Here is a 16,816-nt window from a genome sequence, read left to right as displayed (position 1 = left end):
CATTTGCATTGGCTATTAATTAAAGCTAAGAATCTGGTACTGATAAGCATCACAGCTTGCCGCGGAATAATCGATAAAAAAGCTGACCGGATAGCCAAGGTTGGCATCAAAAACAGGTAGATTATCATCTTCTGCGGTGGCACTGAATTGCAGCGGTTGTTCAATTAGTATCGCCAGCATAAAGTAGAATAGATCATCGATGGTGGGTGACTCTTCAAGCTCCAACGGTTCGCCACTGCCCTGGATGTAGACCCCAACCACCTGGTTATCTTCAACAACGATATCGACAGGCGGCAACTCATCTGCCGTCTCGCAATCCGGTAATGCAATTTGTACAGAATACTGATAATCCATCAACCCCTGGGCCACCCAAAGCTGCTGATTCTCGGTAACTAATTCACTAAGGCTCTGTTGCTCTGGTTCATCATCTGAGCCACAAGCGGTTAATAATAGTGTCAGTGTTAACAGTAATAATCGATTCATTAAGCATCCCTACTTTGGGCTATTAGTGTCTCACGGCCGAATATAATTGAAAATGCGTATTGACCTTACAGCAACCATGTTAAATAACGATGAGGTTTTGCGATACACATCAGATGCCTCACTTTATTCACCCCGAAACCAATATATCAACATTTTCAGCCAGTTAAATAGAAATCTCGATTTTGTTCGTAAATTTTCATGAGATACCAGCATCTATATTTACTGGATTAGCTATAGTAAAGCGATCGGCTCTACTCCAGAAAACCGTTTTAAACTCGGAGGACTAGTATGTTCCGAACCACCTTAAAGCCTTTTTCTCTCTTCTGTTCCGTTGCGCTGGCACTGGCGCACTTCCAGGCATTAACCGCCACTTTGTATTACGGTGGGGACATCCTGACAATGGAAGGAGACTCGCCACAGTATGTTGAATCCCTGTTAGTAGACCGGGGTAAAATTATATTCACCGGTAACCGAAAAGATGCAGAGAAGCTGAGCGATAATTCAGTGACCTTAATAGATTTACAGGGAATGACTCTGGTACCGGGATTCATCGACGGGCACAGCCATTTCTTCGGGTTCGGGGCTCAAGCAGTTACCGCCAACCTGCTGGCAAGCCCGGATGGTGAGGTGAATGACATTCCAACAATGCTGAAAACGCTAAAAAGCTGGTATCAGGAAAATGGTACCGATAAAACTCAAGGCTGGATAGTTGGAATGGGATTCGATGATGCGGTTTTAAAGGAAAATCGATTTCCGACCCGACATGATCTTGATCAGGTATCTGAAAACATACCAATCATGGTGGTTCATATATCCGGGCATTTCAGTGTTGTAAATAGCAAAGGGTTGGCAATGCTTGGCATTGATGCCAACTCTGAAAACCCAAGCGGAGGAGTGATTAGGCGAGAGCAGGATGATAAAACCCCAAACGGTGTACTAGAAGAGTTGGCTGCAATCCCTGCAATGATAAAAATGATAAGCCCAGCAACCCCTGAAATTGCCAACTACTATATCGAGCAAGCGCAAAAAACGGCGGTCAGTTATGGTTACACAACTGCTCAGGAAGGTCGGGCGATGGGCAACCATGAACAGTTAGCGGCCTTTGCCGAAGCCGGTAAATTTTATATCGATGTCAATAGCTATGTTGATTATTCGATGCCGCAGTATATGAATAGCAAATGGTTTGGACGGGATTATAAAAATGGCTATCGAATTGCTGGCTTGAAATTAACTTTGGACGGCTCCCCACAGGGTAGAACTGCGTGGCGAACTAAAGAGTACTTGCTACCTCCCGATGGTCAGGAGTAGGGTTATAAAGGCTATCCAGCAATTCCCAACGACAAAGATGTGGAGAACATTGTCAACATGGCGTTCGCTAATAACTGGCAATTACTCAGTCACACTAACGGCGATGCCGCTGCAGACCAATTGATTTCAGCGGTGGCCAAAGCCAGTGCGAAATACGGCAATGAAGACAGGCGCACAACCTTAGTTCATGGGCAACTGGTGCGTATGGATCAGCTCTCGCAAATGAAAAAATACGATATTGCCGGCTCGTTTTTTCCGATGCACACATTTTACTGGGGCGACTGGTATAAAAAATAATAGGGGCGGAATCAGCACAACAAATCAGTCCGATTAAATCGGCGTTAGACATGGGCATCCATGTCACCAGTCACACCGACGCCCCGGTTGCCCTGCCAAATTTAATGATGATCCTGTGGACGACCATCAACCGGGTTAGTCGTAATGGCACTATTATGGGCGAATCGGAACGACTAAGTCCCTATGAAGCATTAAAAACGATTACAATCTGGGCCGCATGGCAACATTTTGAAGAAAACCAAAAAGGCAGTCTCAAACCCGGCAAGCTGGCGGATTTGGTGATCCTCGATAAAAATCCGCTTAAAGTCGAGCCAATGACAATCAAAGACATTCAGGTGATGGAGACCATAAAAGAAGGAGAAACGGTGTTCAAACGTTAACGGCTCACAAAATTAACGTCGCTCCGATAGCCATGGTAATGAACGGGCGGGTTAATTCGGCCTGTTTTCGCTCCAGCCACTGTTTCGGTTCCATTACCGGTTCCGCGGTTAATGGGAACGTGCCCCAGTGCATGCCCACGGAGAGGCTGGCGTTAATATCACGATGGATTTGAATCGCCTCGTCAACATTGACGTGATATAGCTTCATAAACGAACGAGGTGCATAAGCACCAATAGGAATCAACGCCAGGTCAAAACCGTTAAACTTCTCACCAATGGTTGTGAAATCGAATCGGTTATAACCCGTATCCCCCGCAAACCAGATTTTTTTATCGTCAAATTCCAGAGCCCAACTGGCCCAGTGTGTATTATTTCGGTCAAATAAGCTGCGTGCCGACCAATGCTGACTTGGCGTTGCGGTGATCCCGATACCGTCAAATTTTTCATGCTGCCACCAGGCAAGTTCATATATATTATTTTCGTCTACGCCCAAGTCCTGAAAATAGTCCCCCATAGCCTCAGGAACCATAAATCTGGCGCCCTTATTCAAGACTTTTATGCTCTCCGTGTCTAAGTGATCGTAATGATTATGGGAAATAATGACGTAATCTATGGCAGGCAATGAGTCAATATTCATCGCTACCGGCGTATATCGCATCGGGCCCGCAAACGGAACCGGTGACGCCCGTTCGGAAAAGACCGGATCGGTCAGTATATTAAGCCCCTGATATTGGATTAAAAATGTTGAATGACCCAACCAGGATACCTGTAAAGCTTGTCCAGGATTATCAAGCATGGACTGATTGATGCTTGTGGTGGGCACCAGGTGTGCCTGATTGGCGGGATCTGCCCACTCTTCGTCACCAAATAGCCGCATTTTTAAAAATTCAAAAAAATTCTTGTCCATGTGCTCGACATGATTATTTTCAAACATCTGAGCTTCGTCATCTGTGACTTTACACCCTGAGAGCATAATTACTACCGTAATCAGCACAAGCCAGATTGTACCAATGCAAGATGAGGTTTTCTCTACACAAGTGTGTACCATTAGCAGGGTTCCGTTAATTGATTATTATGTTTTGACATACCAGCCAATGACACTAATGGATCATATGCGCCTTGCACTGAGCTAAAGGATGGTAACAAGGCTTAACATAGCATCAATATTTAAATTAGGGGATTAGGGCTTTGAAAACAAAGAAATGACCTAGCAGGCTCTCGCTGATGCCGTAAACGTTTCTCGCCAGACGGTTGTATCAACCAAGAAAAAGGTAAGTACTTACACTCGCTGGAAGTAGCTTTTACCTTCTCCGATGTGTTTGCCTATGAGTAAGTAAAAAATCAAGGGGTCAGAGTTCTTGAAAATCAACAACTCTGACCCCTTGATTTTTTGATGTGTTATCGTTGCGATTTAGAGTCGGAAAATGAACTGGGCAGGATATCAACACCTACCCATTGCCCTACCTTGATCACCACAGGGATGGTGATCGGTGCGAATGGTAAGACGGCAAAAACACCAAGCCCGATGCCTTTGAGCACATCCAAAAATTGCTCATTGGCCTTTGTCAGTTGTTCACGTGATGCCTGCCCCTTGGTATATTGCCGATAAATAATCAGCATTTCCCGGGTCTCGGCCTTTTCCTGACTTAGCGCCGTTTTCAGCAGCAGCATCTGTCTTTTTAATCTGACACTGCTGCGTTTACGTTTGATCTGAACCGTGCGAACCGGCGCTTTAATTAAATAATATCGGGCTTTAAACATTAATCGGCAAAAATTACTTATTCGCCTTGGTGCGCAGTCTGGCGATTAAACCAAGTCCCAACAGCGCCCACAACGATAAACTACCTCCACCGGAAGAGTCATTAGTCTCTCGCTCAGACTTACTAGGATCCAATGGATAGGCATCATCTACGTCGGCAACACCATCATTATCATCATCGCTATCAGCGTTATTACCAATGCCATCACCATCCGTATCCAGCCATTCGCTGCTATCTTCCGGGAATGCATCGTCGTCATTCGGGTAACCATCATGGTCGCCGTCAATAGTCACTGGTGGCAACAACTCAAGATTGGTATCGACATTGTTGTCGGTCACCGTTATTGATTCAATCATTACCAGGTGCTCATCAGTAATGTTGTCACCTTCTGCTGGTAGGCTGATTAACGGTGTACTCGTAAAACCTTCACCCAGGTTGTATAGCGTTAAGCCGTTGATGGCATCAACGATTTCCATGCCATTGCCCATTACTACACCGAACACGGTAAAACCACCGTTTTGCAGATCCAGGTTGGCACTATTGTCTACGACATTGAAAAACCACTGGCTGGTGGCACTGTCCGGGTCACCGCCCAGTTTCGCCATGGCAATGGTACCGCGGACATTGGAAAAGACTGGCTCGTTGATAACCGGGTCAAACACAGGAACGGCATCTACAGTATTGTCGGCAGCAAAGTAATGAAATCCACCACCCTGGACCACAAAGTCTGAAACAGAGCGATGAATTAACGAGTTTTTATAACTTTCAGCTTCGACGTACTCTAAAAAGTTGGCGACGGTTTCCGGCGTTGACGAATCAAACAGGTTTACATCAAAATCGCCCATATTGGTTTTAAAGTGCACCACCGTAGCTTGTGCGCTAGTGATTAAGGCTGCTGCAGTGAGCGCCAGGCTGCGGCGCAATAATTTTGTTTTTGAAAATTTCATTAGCGTATCCCAAATATGGATTGTTTCTCAGTCAATTACCTCAGGAGATCTTAACGCCTGGGAAAGTGACTACGAAGTTCTTATTAGGACCGCAAGGTTAATTCATATCGACGCAAAATTCATCAAGAATTGTGCATTGAACCAGGTTTGTCGATTGCTGCGGATAATGCAGGCTCTTTCACTCGCCCAAGGTAGGCGATATAAAGTGCTAAGCCAAAAGGAATTATTCGCTCCAGGTAATCACCAGGGGGAGATTCAAACATACTTAAAATGACGGCACCAAAAAAACCACAAAACATTGCCGCAAAGCTGGCTCGGCCAGAAACGGGATGCCCAAGCAGGCGCACAATAAGCAATGGTCCGAACGCGGCCCCTAATGCGTTCCAGGCAAATAACACCCGGGAAAATATATCTTTCGGTGCAAACAAGGCAATCGCGACGGAGATCATACACATCACCACAACGGTGAGGCGCGAAATCAATAAAGAATGCTGAGTTGCTAACTGTTCATCCTGCACCCTGACATCATAAGAAATCGCGGCGGCACTGACCAGCAATTGGCTGTCCGCGGTCGACATGATAGCCGACAAAATTGCGGCGATCATAATGCCTGCTACCACGGCAGGAAATAAATGGTTAGTGAAGTTCAGTAACGCCTGCTCGCCATCACTTACCGGTGCAATAATAACCTTGGCACACCACCCTAATATCAGCATACCGCTGATCACAATCATCGACCAACCAATGGCAATGACTTTTGCCTGATGAACTGAACGGCTATCTCGCAGGGCCATCATCCGATTAACAACGTGCGGTTGGCCAGGATTACCCAAACCAATGCCCAGCAAACCGATGACAAACGCCAGCCCCACCAGCCCCTGATGTGGCCCGGTAATACTCATTTGTTCGAGAGAAAAGGTCGAATGCATCTGCTGCCATAATTCCATCGGCCCGCCTAAGGTAAGCAAGCCTGCAACTGGCAGCACGACCGCTGCAACCGCCATTAACAACCCCTGCAAGGTGTCAGTAATACTGACCGCCCAAAAACCGCCGAGCAAGGTATATATCAGGATAATCAAAGCACCAGTAATAATGCTCCACTGCATGGATACATCGAAGGTACTGGCAAAGGTATTTCCGGCAGCCTGGAACTGAGCGGCAATATAAAAGGTAAATGAAAATACGATACAGAAACTCGACAGGTACAAAATGGGTTTGCGCCACTGACCGGTCTGATTCGCTAGTAATTGAGAGAGGGTGATTGCCTGTTGCTGATCCGCAAGTTGCTGTAATCGCGGTGCTATCCAAATCCAGTTAAAACAATAGCCAAGCACCACCGCCGGCACAATCCAAATGGCACTGACTCCCATAGTATAGGCGGCGCCACTCATCCCCAGTAACGTCCAGGCGGAAGATGCACTCGCAGCAGAGCTTACCGCCGCAACCCAGGGTCCCAAACGCCTGCCACCGATAAAATAGTCTTCGCTGCTTTTCGTGCGTTTCTGGCTCCAGAAACCAATGGCTATCAGCACAAGTTTGTATGCAATCAGGGTGACGAGTACGGTGGTTGAATAATCCATGGCCAGGCAATATTGTTATTTTTTAACCATCATATATTAAGATGGAAATTCGAGTCAAAATCGAGCGATGGGAGGGAGTAAAGTGGAAAATACCTAAAGAACAAAAAAGGCCTGGCGAAACATACAGGCCCGAGGCATAGCAAATCATATAATAAATTAACGGCGCATCAATACACTGTAATCCAAATCCAAAACCAGATTGTCATGGTAACGTTTACGACCATTTTCTTCGCGCATCAGATACGGTAGCTCATCTGGCATACTATTTTTGATGCCAAGACTCTGAATACGAACCAGGGCGATATCATCACGACGATTAAATTGTTTTACGTCGAGGATTTTCGACTGACAATATATGGTATCACCCGCATAGCTGGGATTCGCGTGTGTACCACCATGGATAGCTCCGAGCCACAGGCCATTACCCAGTCCGTTATAGGAAAGCGCCCGACACAGGGAAATAATATGGCCACCGTAAACCAGGCGTTTTCCTGCCGCCGTATTGTCCATCAGGTGCTGGTCAAAATGTACCCGGGCATTGTTTTGATAGAGGCGGGTAGCCATTGAATGATCACTGTCGTTTAAGGTGATACCATCCCGGTGAAATAAGATGTCACCGGGATTTAAATCGTCAGCTTTAATCTGGTGATCGCTGTAATGCTCTTTCCACAGCTTTAAATCCAGGTTTTTCGGAACCAATTGTTCATCATTGTCGATCACCGCCTGCATTTTCGGGATGATCGGCGTATCCAAATGTACTTCGCCCTGTTTCTTATGGACCATCACCCACCGTTTAAAACACAACACTTTCTGATGATACTGATTGGTTGCAACTGAGTGCACATATACAATCCCGGTTTTTCCATCAGAATTTTCCTTCAGGCCAATAACCTTACTTGTCACTTCCAACGTATCTCCGGCAAAAACCGGGGTCTTAAATAACACTTCGGCGTAACCCAGGTTGGCTACCGCATTTAACGAAATATCATTGACCGTTTTGCCAAAGGCAATATGGAACACCAGCAGGTTATCGACGGGTGTGCGATAAAAACCCGCCGCCCGGGCAACGGTTTCAGCGCAATTTAGGGCAAACCGGGATCCGGTCAGGGCGACATAGAGACTACTATCGCCTTCGGTTATGGTTCGCGGCACGCCATGAACCAACTCCTGATCCAATGTAAAATCTTCAAAAAACAGGCCACTCGGGGTCGCTAAATAATTGTCCTGGGGGCTCATATTTGTCTCTGGCAACATCGTCATTCTCCGCTTTTCTGGCGATTAAGGTTCAACCTTATGGATGTATTTTTTATGATTTATCTGGCGCGAGACACCGGGCCGAGTAACTCACTCTGACCGATTTTATTCACCATGTCACACAGGCAGAGAACCCGATTAGCCCAATGTTCCAGACAAGGCTCGATTAAACGGTCATCAATCACCGCAACCGATTGTCCCTGAGTTTTTGCATGCTCAATCGCCGTAATGATGGCTTTCGCTTTGGCTACATCTTCCTGTTTTGGTGTCATTGCATCATTGGTATAAGTCAGCTGCACAGGGTGTATTACCGCTTTGCCGTCAAAGCCTAAATCTCGAGCCTGGCGACAACTGTATTCGCAGGCCACCACATCTTTTAAATTAAAATGTGGTCCATCGATAATGCTTTTGTGATGGGCGCGGGCTGCCAGCAGACACATGGATAAATAGGTCAGTAGGCCCTGGCGATCGAGAGTCAGGTTAACGCGCAGGGAATCGGCTAAATCACTGGTACCCATAACAATAGTGGTGAGTCGTTCGCTACAACCAGCAATTTCCTCTGCGCGCAACACTCCCATCGGCGATTCAATATTGGCCATTACCGCTTTATCACGACCGCCAGCCTGATCAAGCGCATCAATGGCTCGTTGTAATTCATGTTTCGATTCAATGTTGGGAAACAGCACCGCATCTATATCCAGGCCGGCAATGGCCTGCAAATCATCCATGCCCCAGGGAGAGTCGAGTTTATTCACCCTTACGATTCGTTCCGAGTAGCCAAAATCACTGTTGCTTAGCTCTTTCGTCAGTAAACTTCGGGCATCGGCCTTGCCCGCCGGTGGCACCGATTCCTGCAAGTCAAATATGATGCAGTCTGCGTTCAGTTTGCGGGATTTCTCAATAAAACGACGCTGATGTCCGGGAACATACAGGGCACTTCGACGGGGACGATAATCGTTTAACTGGTTACTGTTCATGCTTGTACCTCCGTTTGGCTCACGGTCAGTGATTGTCGTTTGTTGGTTAAATCTGCCAGTAGTTGCTTGCGCAATACTTTGCCATTTTTGGTGCGAGGAAAATCCTGATATAGATGAACCTGCTTCGGCGCTTTATATCGAGCCAGGTGCTGATTACCAAACTCGAGCAATTCTTGCTCATCCAAAGCCTGTTCATTAACCGGGATCACGCAGACACTGACAATGGTTTTATCTTTGCCAATGGTATCGCCGAGTGCGACACAGTCAGCCACCTGGGGGTGAGTCTTAATGACCCGCTCGATTTCATGGGGAGAAACCCGGTAACCAAAGGTATTGATAATGTCGTCTTTGCGGCCAATAAACCAGATGTAGCCATCTTCATCCTGGCGGGCGTAATCCCCGGTCAGGAAATAGCCTGCCTGACGACTCTCAGTGGTTTCATCAGGAAGCTGCCAATATTCTAAAAACAAGCCTGGATCGTCGGTCTTTATGGCAATCATGCCTTCCTGACCCGAGGCAACCGGCTGCAGATTTTCATCAACAAGCATGACCTGGTGACCCGGCTGAATAAACCCTGCGGCACCCGGGCGAATTGGTGCCCCGGTGTGCTGGGAAATGTAATAAGAAAATTCCGACATGCCGATGGCCTCATAAACGTCCATCGCAAACCGCTCACGCCAGGCGAGCAGCATCTCATCACTCAAGTGCTCACCGGCGCTCATACAATGCCTGAGGCTTGGTACATCATCAGCGCTAAAATTGGTTTTTTGAATAATCTGCCGATAGATGGTCGGCACGCCGATAAAAATCGTACACTGGTGCTTGGCAATCAACTGCGGCCAGGTATTGGCATCGTTTTTGCCCTCATGCACAATCACCGTGTGTCCGTGAAACAGCGGATCCATCAACGCAGAACCGAGTACATAGGTCCAGTTAAATTTACCGGAATGAAGTATCCGATCGCCAGACTGGAAATTAAACCAGTAACGACTGGCAGGCATGCGACCAATCAAAGAACGATGGCCATGCAAAACGCCTTTGGGAAACCCTGTGGTACCCGAGGTGTATACCAGGTACGCCGGATCATCCGGACGTGATGCGAAGATGCTGTCATCCACCGGGCTCTGGGCAAGAGCCTGATCCAAGTCGATCACCTCGATTCCGGAATCATTGCTGGTGTCAGGAACATTTCCCTGGCCAGCCAGCAATACGGTTTGCAGGTTATCATGCTTACCTAACGTAGCGCTTAATTCAGGCCACATGGATTTAGCGGTCACTAATACTTTGGCACCAGAGTCTTTTGCCAGGTAGGCCACTTCATGGGCTGATAATAAGGTGGACGTTGGCACGGCGACAGCGCCATGTTTCAGACATCCAAAAAAACTGATTGGATAACTGGTCGCATTAGGCAGTCGAATTAACACTCGCTCGCCATCGCTGATATTGAGCGATTTCAATAAGTAATTGAAGCGGCCGCTGGCCTGATCGAGATCCCGGTATGTCAGCTGTGATGTGCCCTGAAACTGGTCTTCGACGATCATCGCCAGCTTATCGCCCTGTCCCTTCTCAACATGCTGGCGCACACAACCGTAAGCAATATTAAAATAATTGGGTAGGTGCCAATGCCAGCCATTGGCGTCCTGGGTTAGTAAGTTTTCAAAATTCAGCATCAGATACGTCCATATGGCCAGTTTTCGCGAATTACCGTAATTGGAAGTTTCTTTAATACTTCCATGGCAAACTTTTTGTCCTTGTCGTCGAGAGATTTCAGCGCGTAAGCACGTAACAGCGTTTGCAACGCCTTACCAAACATCGGCGGGTCAAGCATCTCACCTTCGAACTTAATCGCGCCACCAAGCAGCGCATCAGCGGCGATGGCAGCCTGCAAAATCTCAACATTACGTTTGATTTCCTTTGGCGAAGGGGTGAAGGCGACCTTACATAAATGGATATGATAAGGGTGAATTAACTGTTTACCGGTCAGCCCCATTTGCGCTTCAATTAATGCATGGCCATGAACGACATGCGATTCATGATCGCCGTGTAAATCCAGCCAGCGACGCACATCATCCGGCTCAATGTTTTTTTCCGGCATGGGAGTATCGTTAATCAATACTTCCACCCCACCAATCACCCCTTTACCGGCAATTCTGGCTTCCAGCAACAAGGTGCGCAGGTAGGTAAGTAACTCGTCAATCCAGCCTTCCGGGGTTAAGTGAATGGCCATCGCTTTGGAAAAGTCATGGATGCCAAATACCACATGCTTCACCGCAGGAAAGGCCATTAATTCTGCCGCAATCTTTAGCGACCTGGGATGCTCAATAATTGGTTGGATTTCGATGTCCGGGTTCACCCCAACCAACCAGGCACTTAAATCACGAATTTCAGCGGCGCCATATAATTCGCCTGCTTTCGCAAGCACAATCACATCAATGTGCTTCGCGACTTTCATGATCATTTGCAGGTCTTTTTCATACTCTTCAGTACGAAACGGATTAATTCTTACCGCAATCTGAAAGTTTCGCTCCGGAAATTGCGGCAATTCTTTGATCAACAGCTCCCTGGATAGCGCTTTTTGACGACAGCCGTCTTCCAGGTCGAACAGCAGGGTATGTGCCTGGCACAAGTGCGCATGCTTACGCATTCTTTCCGTTGCCTGCTCCATGGTTTCATACTCACCGTCTTTTGGAGAGTATTTGATCGGCGGATAGTACAGTTGAATACCGGGCCAGAATCCACCCAGCACATCTTCTTCATTAACCTGATCTAAAAATTCATTATGATAATTCAAAGTACCCTCCGGCATTTCAGGCGATAATTTTAATGATTGGTTATTGTTCCAAACTAAGCATGTGCATGAATGGACATTCACCCGATGTAATTACCATGAAAGTTTTCACATCGACTTTTATTTATACTTACAGCATTAGAGTATTTATTTCAAACTTTTGTTTTAAAAAGTGTTTGAAAAATGTCTACAATCTAAGGTAGTTTAATAAACAATTAGTTTATAAACCCTTAGGCAGTGGCTGTATCTAGTGCTTTAGTGGTATTGATAACATGATGAATTAGCCCTAAATTATTCTTAAATTTGCTAGTTTGTCCGGATTGAAAAAGCAGACGAACCGTGACAACGCACAGTCTTATTAGTTAGTTTAGGCAAGATCAGGCGAGCACTTACAAAAATTTCGCGCTTTTTGAAATATTACTTATTAACTTTCACTTTTTGGTGAGCTAAAAACCGCACCGGTGCAGGCGAATACGTTTCCCGGAACGATGATTAATACCAGGAGGATCCATGTCATTACCTGTACACCCAGATGAAGCTTTATTTGAGGGGGAGCAACCATTTCCGGTGCTGCCCAGTTGCGAACATTTTGCCGGAAGTGAAAAGCTGATCGGCAAGGCAATGCAGATGCAACAAGAATATGGACCTGTCTTTGATATCACCTGTGATTGTGAAGATGGTGCCGCTGCCGGCACGGAAGCGGAGCACGCACAAATGGTGGCGAATATGATTGCCAGCGATGCTAATAAATTTAACATGCTCGGTGTCAGGATTCATGACTATACCCATCCGCACTGGCGTAAAGATGTGGATATCCTGATTCCGCAAATTGGCGACAAGGTCGCTTATATTACCCTGCCCAAGTGCACCGCAGCGGCGCAAATCAAAGAGATGGTTGACTACATTAAATCAGTCGCCAGCGCCAACAATATTCGCCGTGAAATTCCGGTTCACGTACTGATCGAAACCCATGGCGCACTGCGCGAAGCCTGGGAACTTGCCGCCATTGACTGGGTACAGGTGCTTGATTTTGGCATGATGGATTTTGTTTCTGGGCATAATGGTGCCATTCCGGCGTCATGCATGCGCTCACCCGGGCAGTTTGATCACGCCCTATTGGCCCGGGCAAAAAGCGAAATGGTTGCCGCAGCATTAGCCAATGGTGTTGTGCCATCACACAATGTCACCCTGGATTTGAAAAATGCCCAACAAACCCGGGATGACGCAACCCGCGCGCGTCAGGAGTTCGGGTTTTTACGAATGTGGAGCATTTATCCAACCCAAATTCAGGCGATAGTCGATGCGATGAAGCCGGATTACCAGGAAGTGGAAGATGCCGAAGCGATCCTGTTATCTGCGCAAGCGAATGACTGGGGACCAATCCAACACAAGGGAGAGCTACACGATCGCGCCACTTACCGTTATTACTGGCAGTTGCTGCAACGTGCCCATGTAAGCGGCATTGATATCAGCGATCAGGCCAAGGCGGCATTTTTCTAATTCTCGATTAAATCTTTACTACATACTGATTTAAAGAAGAAAATTTGGAAAACATTAACATCGCCCGCTATTATTGCGGGTGATGTATTTCCACAAAGCAAGGCTTTTTTGTGACTCAACCGACCCATTCCATGCCAATGACTATACCCGCCATTAATAAAGGCATCAGTTTAAAATATTCTGAAAAAATGAATATCCCGTTTGCCGAGCGTATCGCCCTGGCCGAGAAACCAATCCCAGAACTAAAACCGGGTCAGGTGCTGGTAAAAATGCTTGCATCACCAATAAACCCATCGGATTTGGTTTATCTGATGGGTAAATATGGATTACCGCCGCAAGACGGGGCATACGCAGGATTTGAAGGCGCTGGCACCGTCGTTGCGGCCAATGCCGGGATGTATGGCCGTTGGTTGATTGGTAAGCGAGTCGCTGTTTCAGCCGAGCCAGGCAATGATGGCCTGTGGGCACAATATGCCATCACCCGAGCCAACCTTTGCCTGCCGGTTCGCAAAGAACTCAGTGACGCCCAGGCGGCAACGCTGATCGTCAATCCCTGCACATCCGTTTGCCTGGTCGACCGGGCCAGGCAATTAGGCAGCAAAGCAGTTGTCCTGAATGCTGCCGCTTCCCAGGTTGGGAAAGGCATTATTCGTTATGCCAAAATGCATAATATTAAAACCATTGCCACGGTTCGTTCGCAAAAAAATGTAAAACCTTTAATGGACTTAGGTGCCGACGCGGTATTGTTGACAACAAGCGAAGATTACCTGGCCCAACTTAAAGACATCTGCCATCAGTTCAAGGCAACTGTATTGCTGGACGCTGTTGCTGATGTTGATACGCCTACCGTCATGAGTTGCATGCCAAGACATTCGACGGCGGTGGTCTATGGTCGCCTGACGGAAACTCAGCACCCCATTGGCGGACAATTTTCCGTTGCCGATGTGATATTTCGCGATCATAAAGTAGAAGGATTCTGGCTCGCGACCTACTTCGGTCAAGCTAAACCCTGGCAGGTATTAAGTTTGAGTCGTAAGGTGCAAAAGCTATTTGCCCTGGGAATTTTTGATACCGATATTTTTGGCGAGTATGATTTTCATAACTTTAGCGATGGACTGGAGCACTATGCGGTCAACAAAAGTGACGGCAAAGTTATACTGCATCCCAATGCTGTCAGCCTATGACAGTAATACCATATTTCATTAATATAGAATGACTATATCAATGAAATCTATGTTGTAACTGAACCTCTGCCCTAACTCTGAGTTGTGCACAAACTTAATGTGATTGGTATAATTGTCGATATAGGGCACTGATACCCGGTTGGCTGAACTCATCTTCAGCCTCTATCCAACATGAATTACTATAACTTTCAAACTGCAATAAAAAGTACAATCCATTGCAGGTAAAACGCAAATATTCGCGATCGGCACCGATTACATGCTCAAGCACCTGGGCACCGGCAATTTTATCCATCACCAGCACAATTAGATGTTCGATATCATCGAGCTGCCATTCCTGGTTAAAGCGAATCAGGATAATGTTATCTTCGGTTAATGTGATTGCCTGCGTGCCTGCCAGTCGCATAAAATATACCCTATTTTAAGTACCGCAAAACGTGCGATATCCCTTATCTTTATCGGCAGCTGCATCCTGAAACTGGCCGGTGTATTCGGTCTGCTGATACGGACTTCGAAGTGCGATTAAGAACTGCTGTAACCGGGTTTCAGCCTGTTGCCAGTTTTCACCCGTTAACATCGCATCCTGGTACATATCCAGCGTGGTTTCCACATGATGGTTTCTGGGTATCAGGACCGGATTCATCGCCTTCATTGTCGTCACCGCTCGCTTTAATTGCTCACCACGGGCATCGCCGATTCTTGCAAACATATTGTTATCTTCAGTTACCTCAGCAACCCCCAGCGCCGTTAGCCATTTTCCTAACCAGGGGTGAAGTGCCTGGGTAAGTCCTTCTGACAACTCTCCCCGTTCAATAAACTTAGTAAGCGAATGGAAGGTTTGAGTGTAGTCCAGCTCTTTTTCCTGCATGATACTCAGCAAAGATTCAATCAGGGGGCCGGTATCTGCATTAGCCTGTTCGATGCCCAGTTTCGATACCAGCATCTGCCGATAAGCAACCGAAAAATCATCCACCAGCTGGCCAATTGAAGTTTCTGCCAGATTAATGGCCTGCTGCTGATCGTCTGCTAGCAAGGGTAACAGGCTTTCCGCCAGTCGCGCCATATTCCAGATAGCGATATTCATTTGATTACCATAGGCGTAGCGCCCCTGGCTGTCGATGGAACTATAGACAGTTCCCGGATGATAATCGCCCATCATGGCACATGGACCGTAATCGATGGTTTCACCGCTTATCGCGGTATTATCGGTATTCATTACGCCATGAATAAAACCAATCCGCATCCAGTGGCAAATTAGCTCAATTTGCCGCTGCGCAACCTGTTGCAGAAACTGCAGCGCTTTGGCGCTGGTATCCCCGGCAATGTTCGGATAATGCCGGGCAATGGCATAATCCAGCAATTGATGCAGGGATTTTAGATCACCGCGACTGGCAAAGTGCTGAAAGCTTCCTACCCGAAGATGACTTTGAGCGATGCGGGTGACAATCGCCCCTGGCTGCGGTGTTTCCCGATAAACTGTCTCACCACTGCTGACAACGGCGAGGCAGCGACTGGTCGGTACCTTCAGTGCGTGCAGAGCTTCACTCATAATGAATTCACGCAATGCCGGTTTTAGTGCACACCGGCCGTCTCCCTGGCGGGAAAACCGGGTAGGTCCTGAGCCTTTTAGCTGAACATCGAAACGACGTTGCTGACCATCGAGAAGCTCCCCTAATAAATGCGCCCGGCCATCACCAAGTTGTGGATTAAAATGCCCAAACTGATGCCCGGAATAAGCCAGCGCAATCGGCGTTGAATCCTCCATGATTCGATTACCGGAAAATATCAGCGCTTTTTGCTCGTCATCCGGACTGCCCTGGCCCAGGCCAAAAGAATCGCCAAGACCAGTATTCCATAACAATAATTGCGGTGCAGCAACCGGTACGGGCAATGTCTGTTGATAAAAGGCTTTCCCCAGATCCAGGTATGAATTTTCAAATTTCATTATGCTTCCCACCGAAATCGCTCGCCATTAAGATAACCCATTGTAACTCAGTTCATTTAGGTTATCAGCCGCTATCCTGAAGGTCGCCTTTTACTTAGTTCTTTCCATGAGACAATTGAAATTCATCAAGAACGTTGAAGATTGCTTTATTTGTCCAGTCAAATGCGTTAAAAAATATACAGCCAATGTGGTAATAAAGGCGAATGCTAAGGGCGTAATACCAATCACATTAAATTATTGCTCACTCAGTGAGAATTTGAAGGCGTTTAGACAAGGCTTTGATTGCAGAGAATGGTCGTTCCCCAGTCAAAATTAGCCAAAATCAGTAACGCAGGATAAACGCCTTTAAAACTCACCCTGAGGGAGTTTATCAGAGGTCCATTTACGGCCCTATATTTCATTAATATAGAATGACT

The 16,816-nt window shown here is 46.9% G+C and carries 14 protein-coding genes and 1 pseudogene; 4 read left to right on the top strand and 11 right to left on the bottom strand.

Annotation, left to right across the window (positions count from 1 at the left end):
* Positions 1–15 precede the first annotated feature (15 nt).
* A complete protein-coding gene (locus tag E8M12_RS08310; RefSeq protein WP_136735675.1) occupies positions 16–483 on the bottom strand; it encodes a DUF6174 domain-containing protein in 468 nt (155 codons plus the stop codon).
* Positions 484–771: 288 nt separating this feature from the next.
* Between E8M12_RS08310 and E8M12_RS16470 the strand changes: the two are divergent.
* Together E8M12_RS16470 and E8M12_RS16545 are read left to right on the top strand one after the other, a co-directional pair.
* Positions 772–2,088, top strand: a pseudogene (locus E8M12_RS16470) (amidohydrolase).
* Positions 2,085–2,468, top strand: a complete 384-nt coding sequence (locus E8M12_RS16545) for an amidohydrolase family protein (RefSeq protein WP_136735669.1) — start codon at positions 2,085–2,087, stop codon at positions 2,466–2,468. Before E8M12_RS16470 ends, E8M12_RS16545 begins: the two are co-directional and overlap by 4 nt.
* A gap of 4 nt (positions 2,469–2,472) precedes the next feature.
* On the opposite strand, the gene E8M12_RS08290 is transcribed toward E8M12_RS16545, so the two are convergent.
* The 8 genes from E8M12_RS08290 to E8M12_RS08255 form a co-directional block, all read right to left on the bottom strand.
* Complete coding sequence (locus E8M12_RS08290; protein ID WP_169303078.1) at positions 2,473–3,402, bottom strand: MBL fold metallo-hydrolase; 930 nt, start codon at positions 3,400–3,402, stop codon at positions 2,473–2,475.
* Positions 3,403–3,866: 464 nt separating this feature from the next.
* The gene (locus tag E8M12_RS08285; RefSeq protein ID WP_136735665.1) at positions 3,867–4,229 is read right to left on the bottom strand and encodes a hypothetical protein; all 363 of its coding nucleotides are present in this window, start codon (positions 4,227–4,229) and stop codon (positions 3,867–3,869) included.
* Positions 4,230–4,242: 13 nt separating this feature from the next.
* Positions 4,243–5,175 (bottom strand): peptidylprolyl isomerase, encoded by a 933-nt coding sequence (locus E8M12_RS08280; protein ID WP_136735663.1) that lies wholly within the window; start codon positions 5,173–5,175, stop codon positions 4,243–4,245.
* 122 nt (positions 5,176–5,297) lie between these two features.
* Positions 5,298–6,755, bottom strand: a complete 1,458-nt coding sequence (locus tag E8M12_RS08275) for a sodium/proline symporter (protein ID WP_136735661.1) — start codon at positions 6,753–6,755, stop codon at positions 5,298–5,300.
* 156 nt (positions 6,756–6,911) lie between these two features.
* On the bottom strand, positions 6,912–8,009 hold the full coding sequence (locus tag E8M12_RS08270; RefSeq protein ID WP_211245010.1) for a MaoC family dehydratase: 1,098 nt from the start codon (positions 8,007–8,009) through the stop codon (positions 6,912–6,914).
* A gap of 59 nt (positions 8,010–8,068) precedes the next feature.
* Positions 8,069–8,986 (bottom strand): HpcH/HpaI aldolase/citrate lyase family protein, encoded by a 918-nt coding sequence (locus E8M12_RS08265; protein ID WP_136735659.1) that lies wholly within the window; start codon positions 8,984–8,986, stop codon positions 8,069–8,071.
* A complete protein-coding gene (locus tag E8M12_RS08260; protein ID WP_136735657.1) occupies positions 8,983–10,656 on the bottom strand; it encodes an acetate--CoA ligase in 1,674 nt (557 codons plus the stop codon). Before E8M12_RS08260 ends, E8M12_RS08265 begins: the two co-directional genes overlap by 4 nt.
* Positions 10,656–11,777 (bottom strand): HpcH/HpaI aldolase/citrate lyase family protein, encoded by a 1,122-nt coding sequence (locus tag E8M12_RS08255; RefSeq protein WP_211245009.1) that lies wholly within the window; start codon positions 11,775–11,777, stop codon positions 10,656–10,658. The genes E8M12_RS08260 and E8M12_RS08255 overlap by 1 nt, the downstream gene beginning before the upstream one ends.
* A 507-nt stretch (positions 11,778–12,284) precedes the next feature.
* On the opposite strand from E8M12_RS08255, the gene E8M12_RS08250 reads away from it, so the two are divergent.
* Both E8M12_RS08250 and E8M12_RS08245 read left to right on the top strand, forming a co-directional pair.
* Positions 12,285–13,274, top strand: coding sequence for an HpcH/HpaI aldolase/citrate lyase family protein (locus tag E8M12_RS08250; protein WP_136735653.1), 990 nt, complete (start codon positions 12,285–12,287; stop codon positions 13,272–13,274).
* A gap of 110 nt (positions 13,275–13,384) precedes the next feature.
* The gene (locus E8M12_RS08245; protein ID WP_136735651.1) at positions 13,385–14,458 is read left to right on the top strand and encodes a zinc-binding dehydrogenase; all 1,074 of its coding nucleotides are present in this window, start codon (positions 13,385–13,387) and stop codon (positions 14,456–14,458) included.
* A gap of 94 nt (positions 14,459–14,552) precedes the next feature.
* Here E8M12_RS08245 and E8M12_RS08240 read toward each other — a convergent pair whose 3' ends face one another.
* Positions 14,553–14,861 (bottom strand): DUF3630 family protein, encoded by a 309-nt coding sequence (locus tag E8M12_RS08240; RefSeq protein ID WP_136735649.1) that lies wholly within the window; start codon positions 14,859–14,861, stop codon positions 14,553–14,555.
* A gap of 15 nt (positions 14,862–14,876) precedes the next feature.
* The gene (locus tag E8M12_RS08235; protein ID WP_136735647.1) at positions 14,877–16,400 is read right to left on the bottom strand and encodes a protein adenylyltransferase SelO; all 1,524 of its coding nucleotides are present in this window, start codon (positions 16,398–16,400) and stop codon (positions 14,877–14,879) included.
* Between the last annotated feature and the right edge of the window lie 416 nt (positions 16,401–16,816).

The organism is Thalassotalea mangrovi, assembly GCF_005116735.1.
In the GTDB taxonomy this organism is placed as follows: Bacteria; Pseudomonadota; Gammaproteobacteria; order Enterobacterales; family Alteromonadaceae; genus Thalassotalea_A; species Thalassotalea_A mangrovi.
This window is presented reverse-complemented; position numbering and strand designations above follow the sequence as displayed.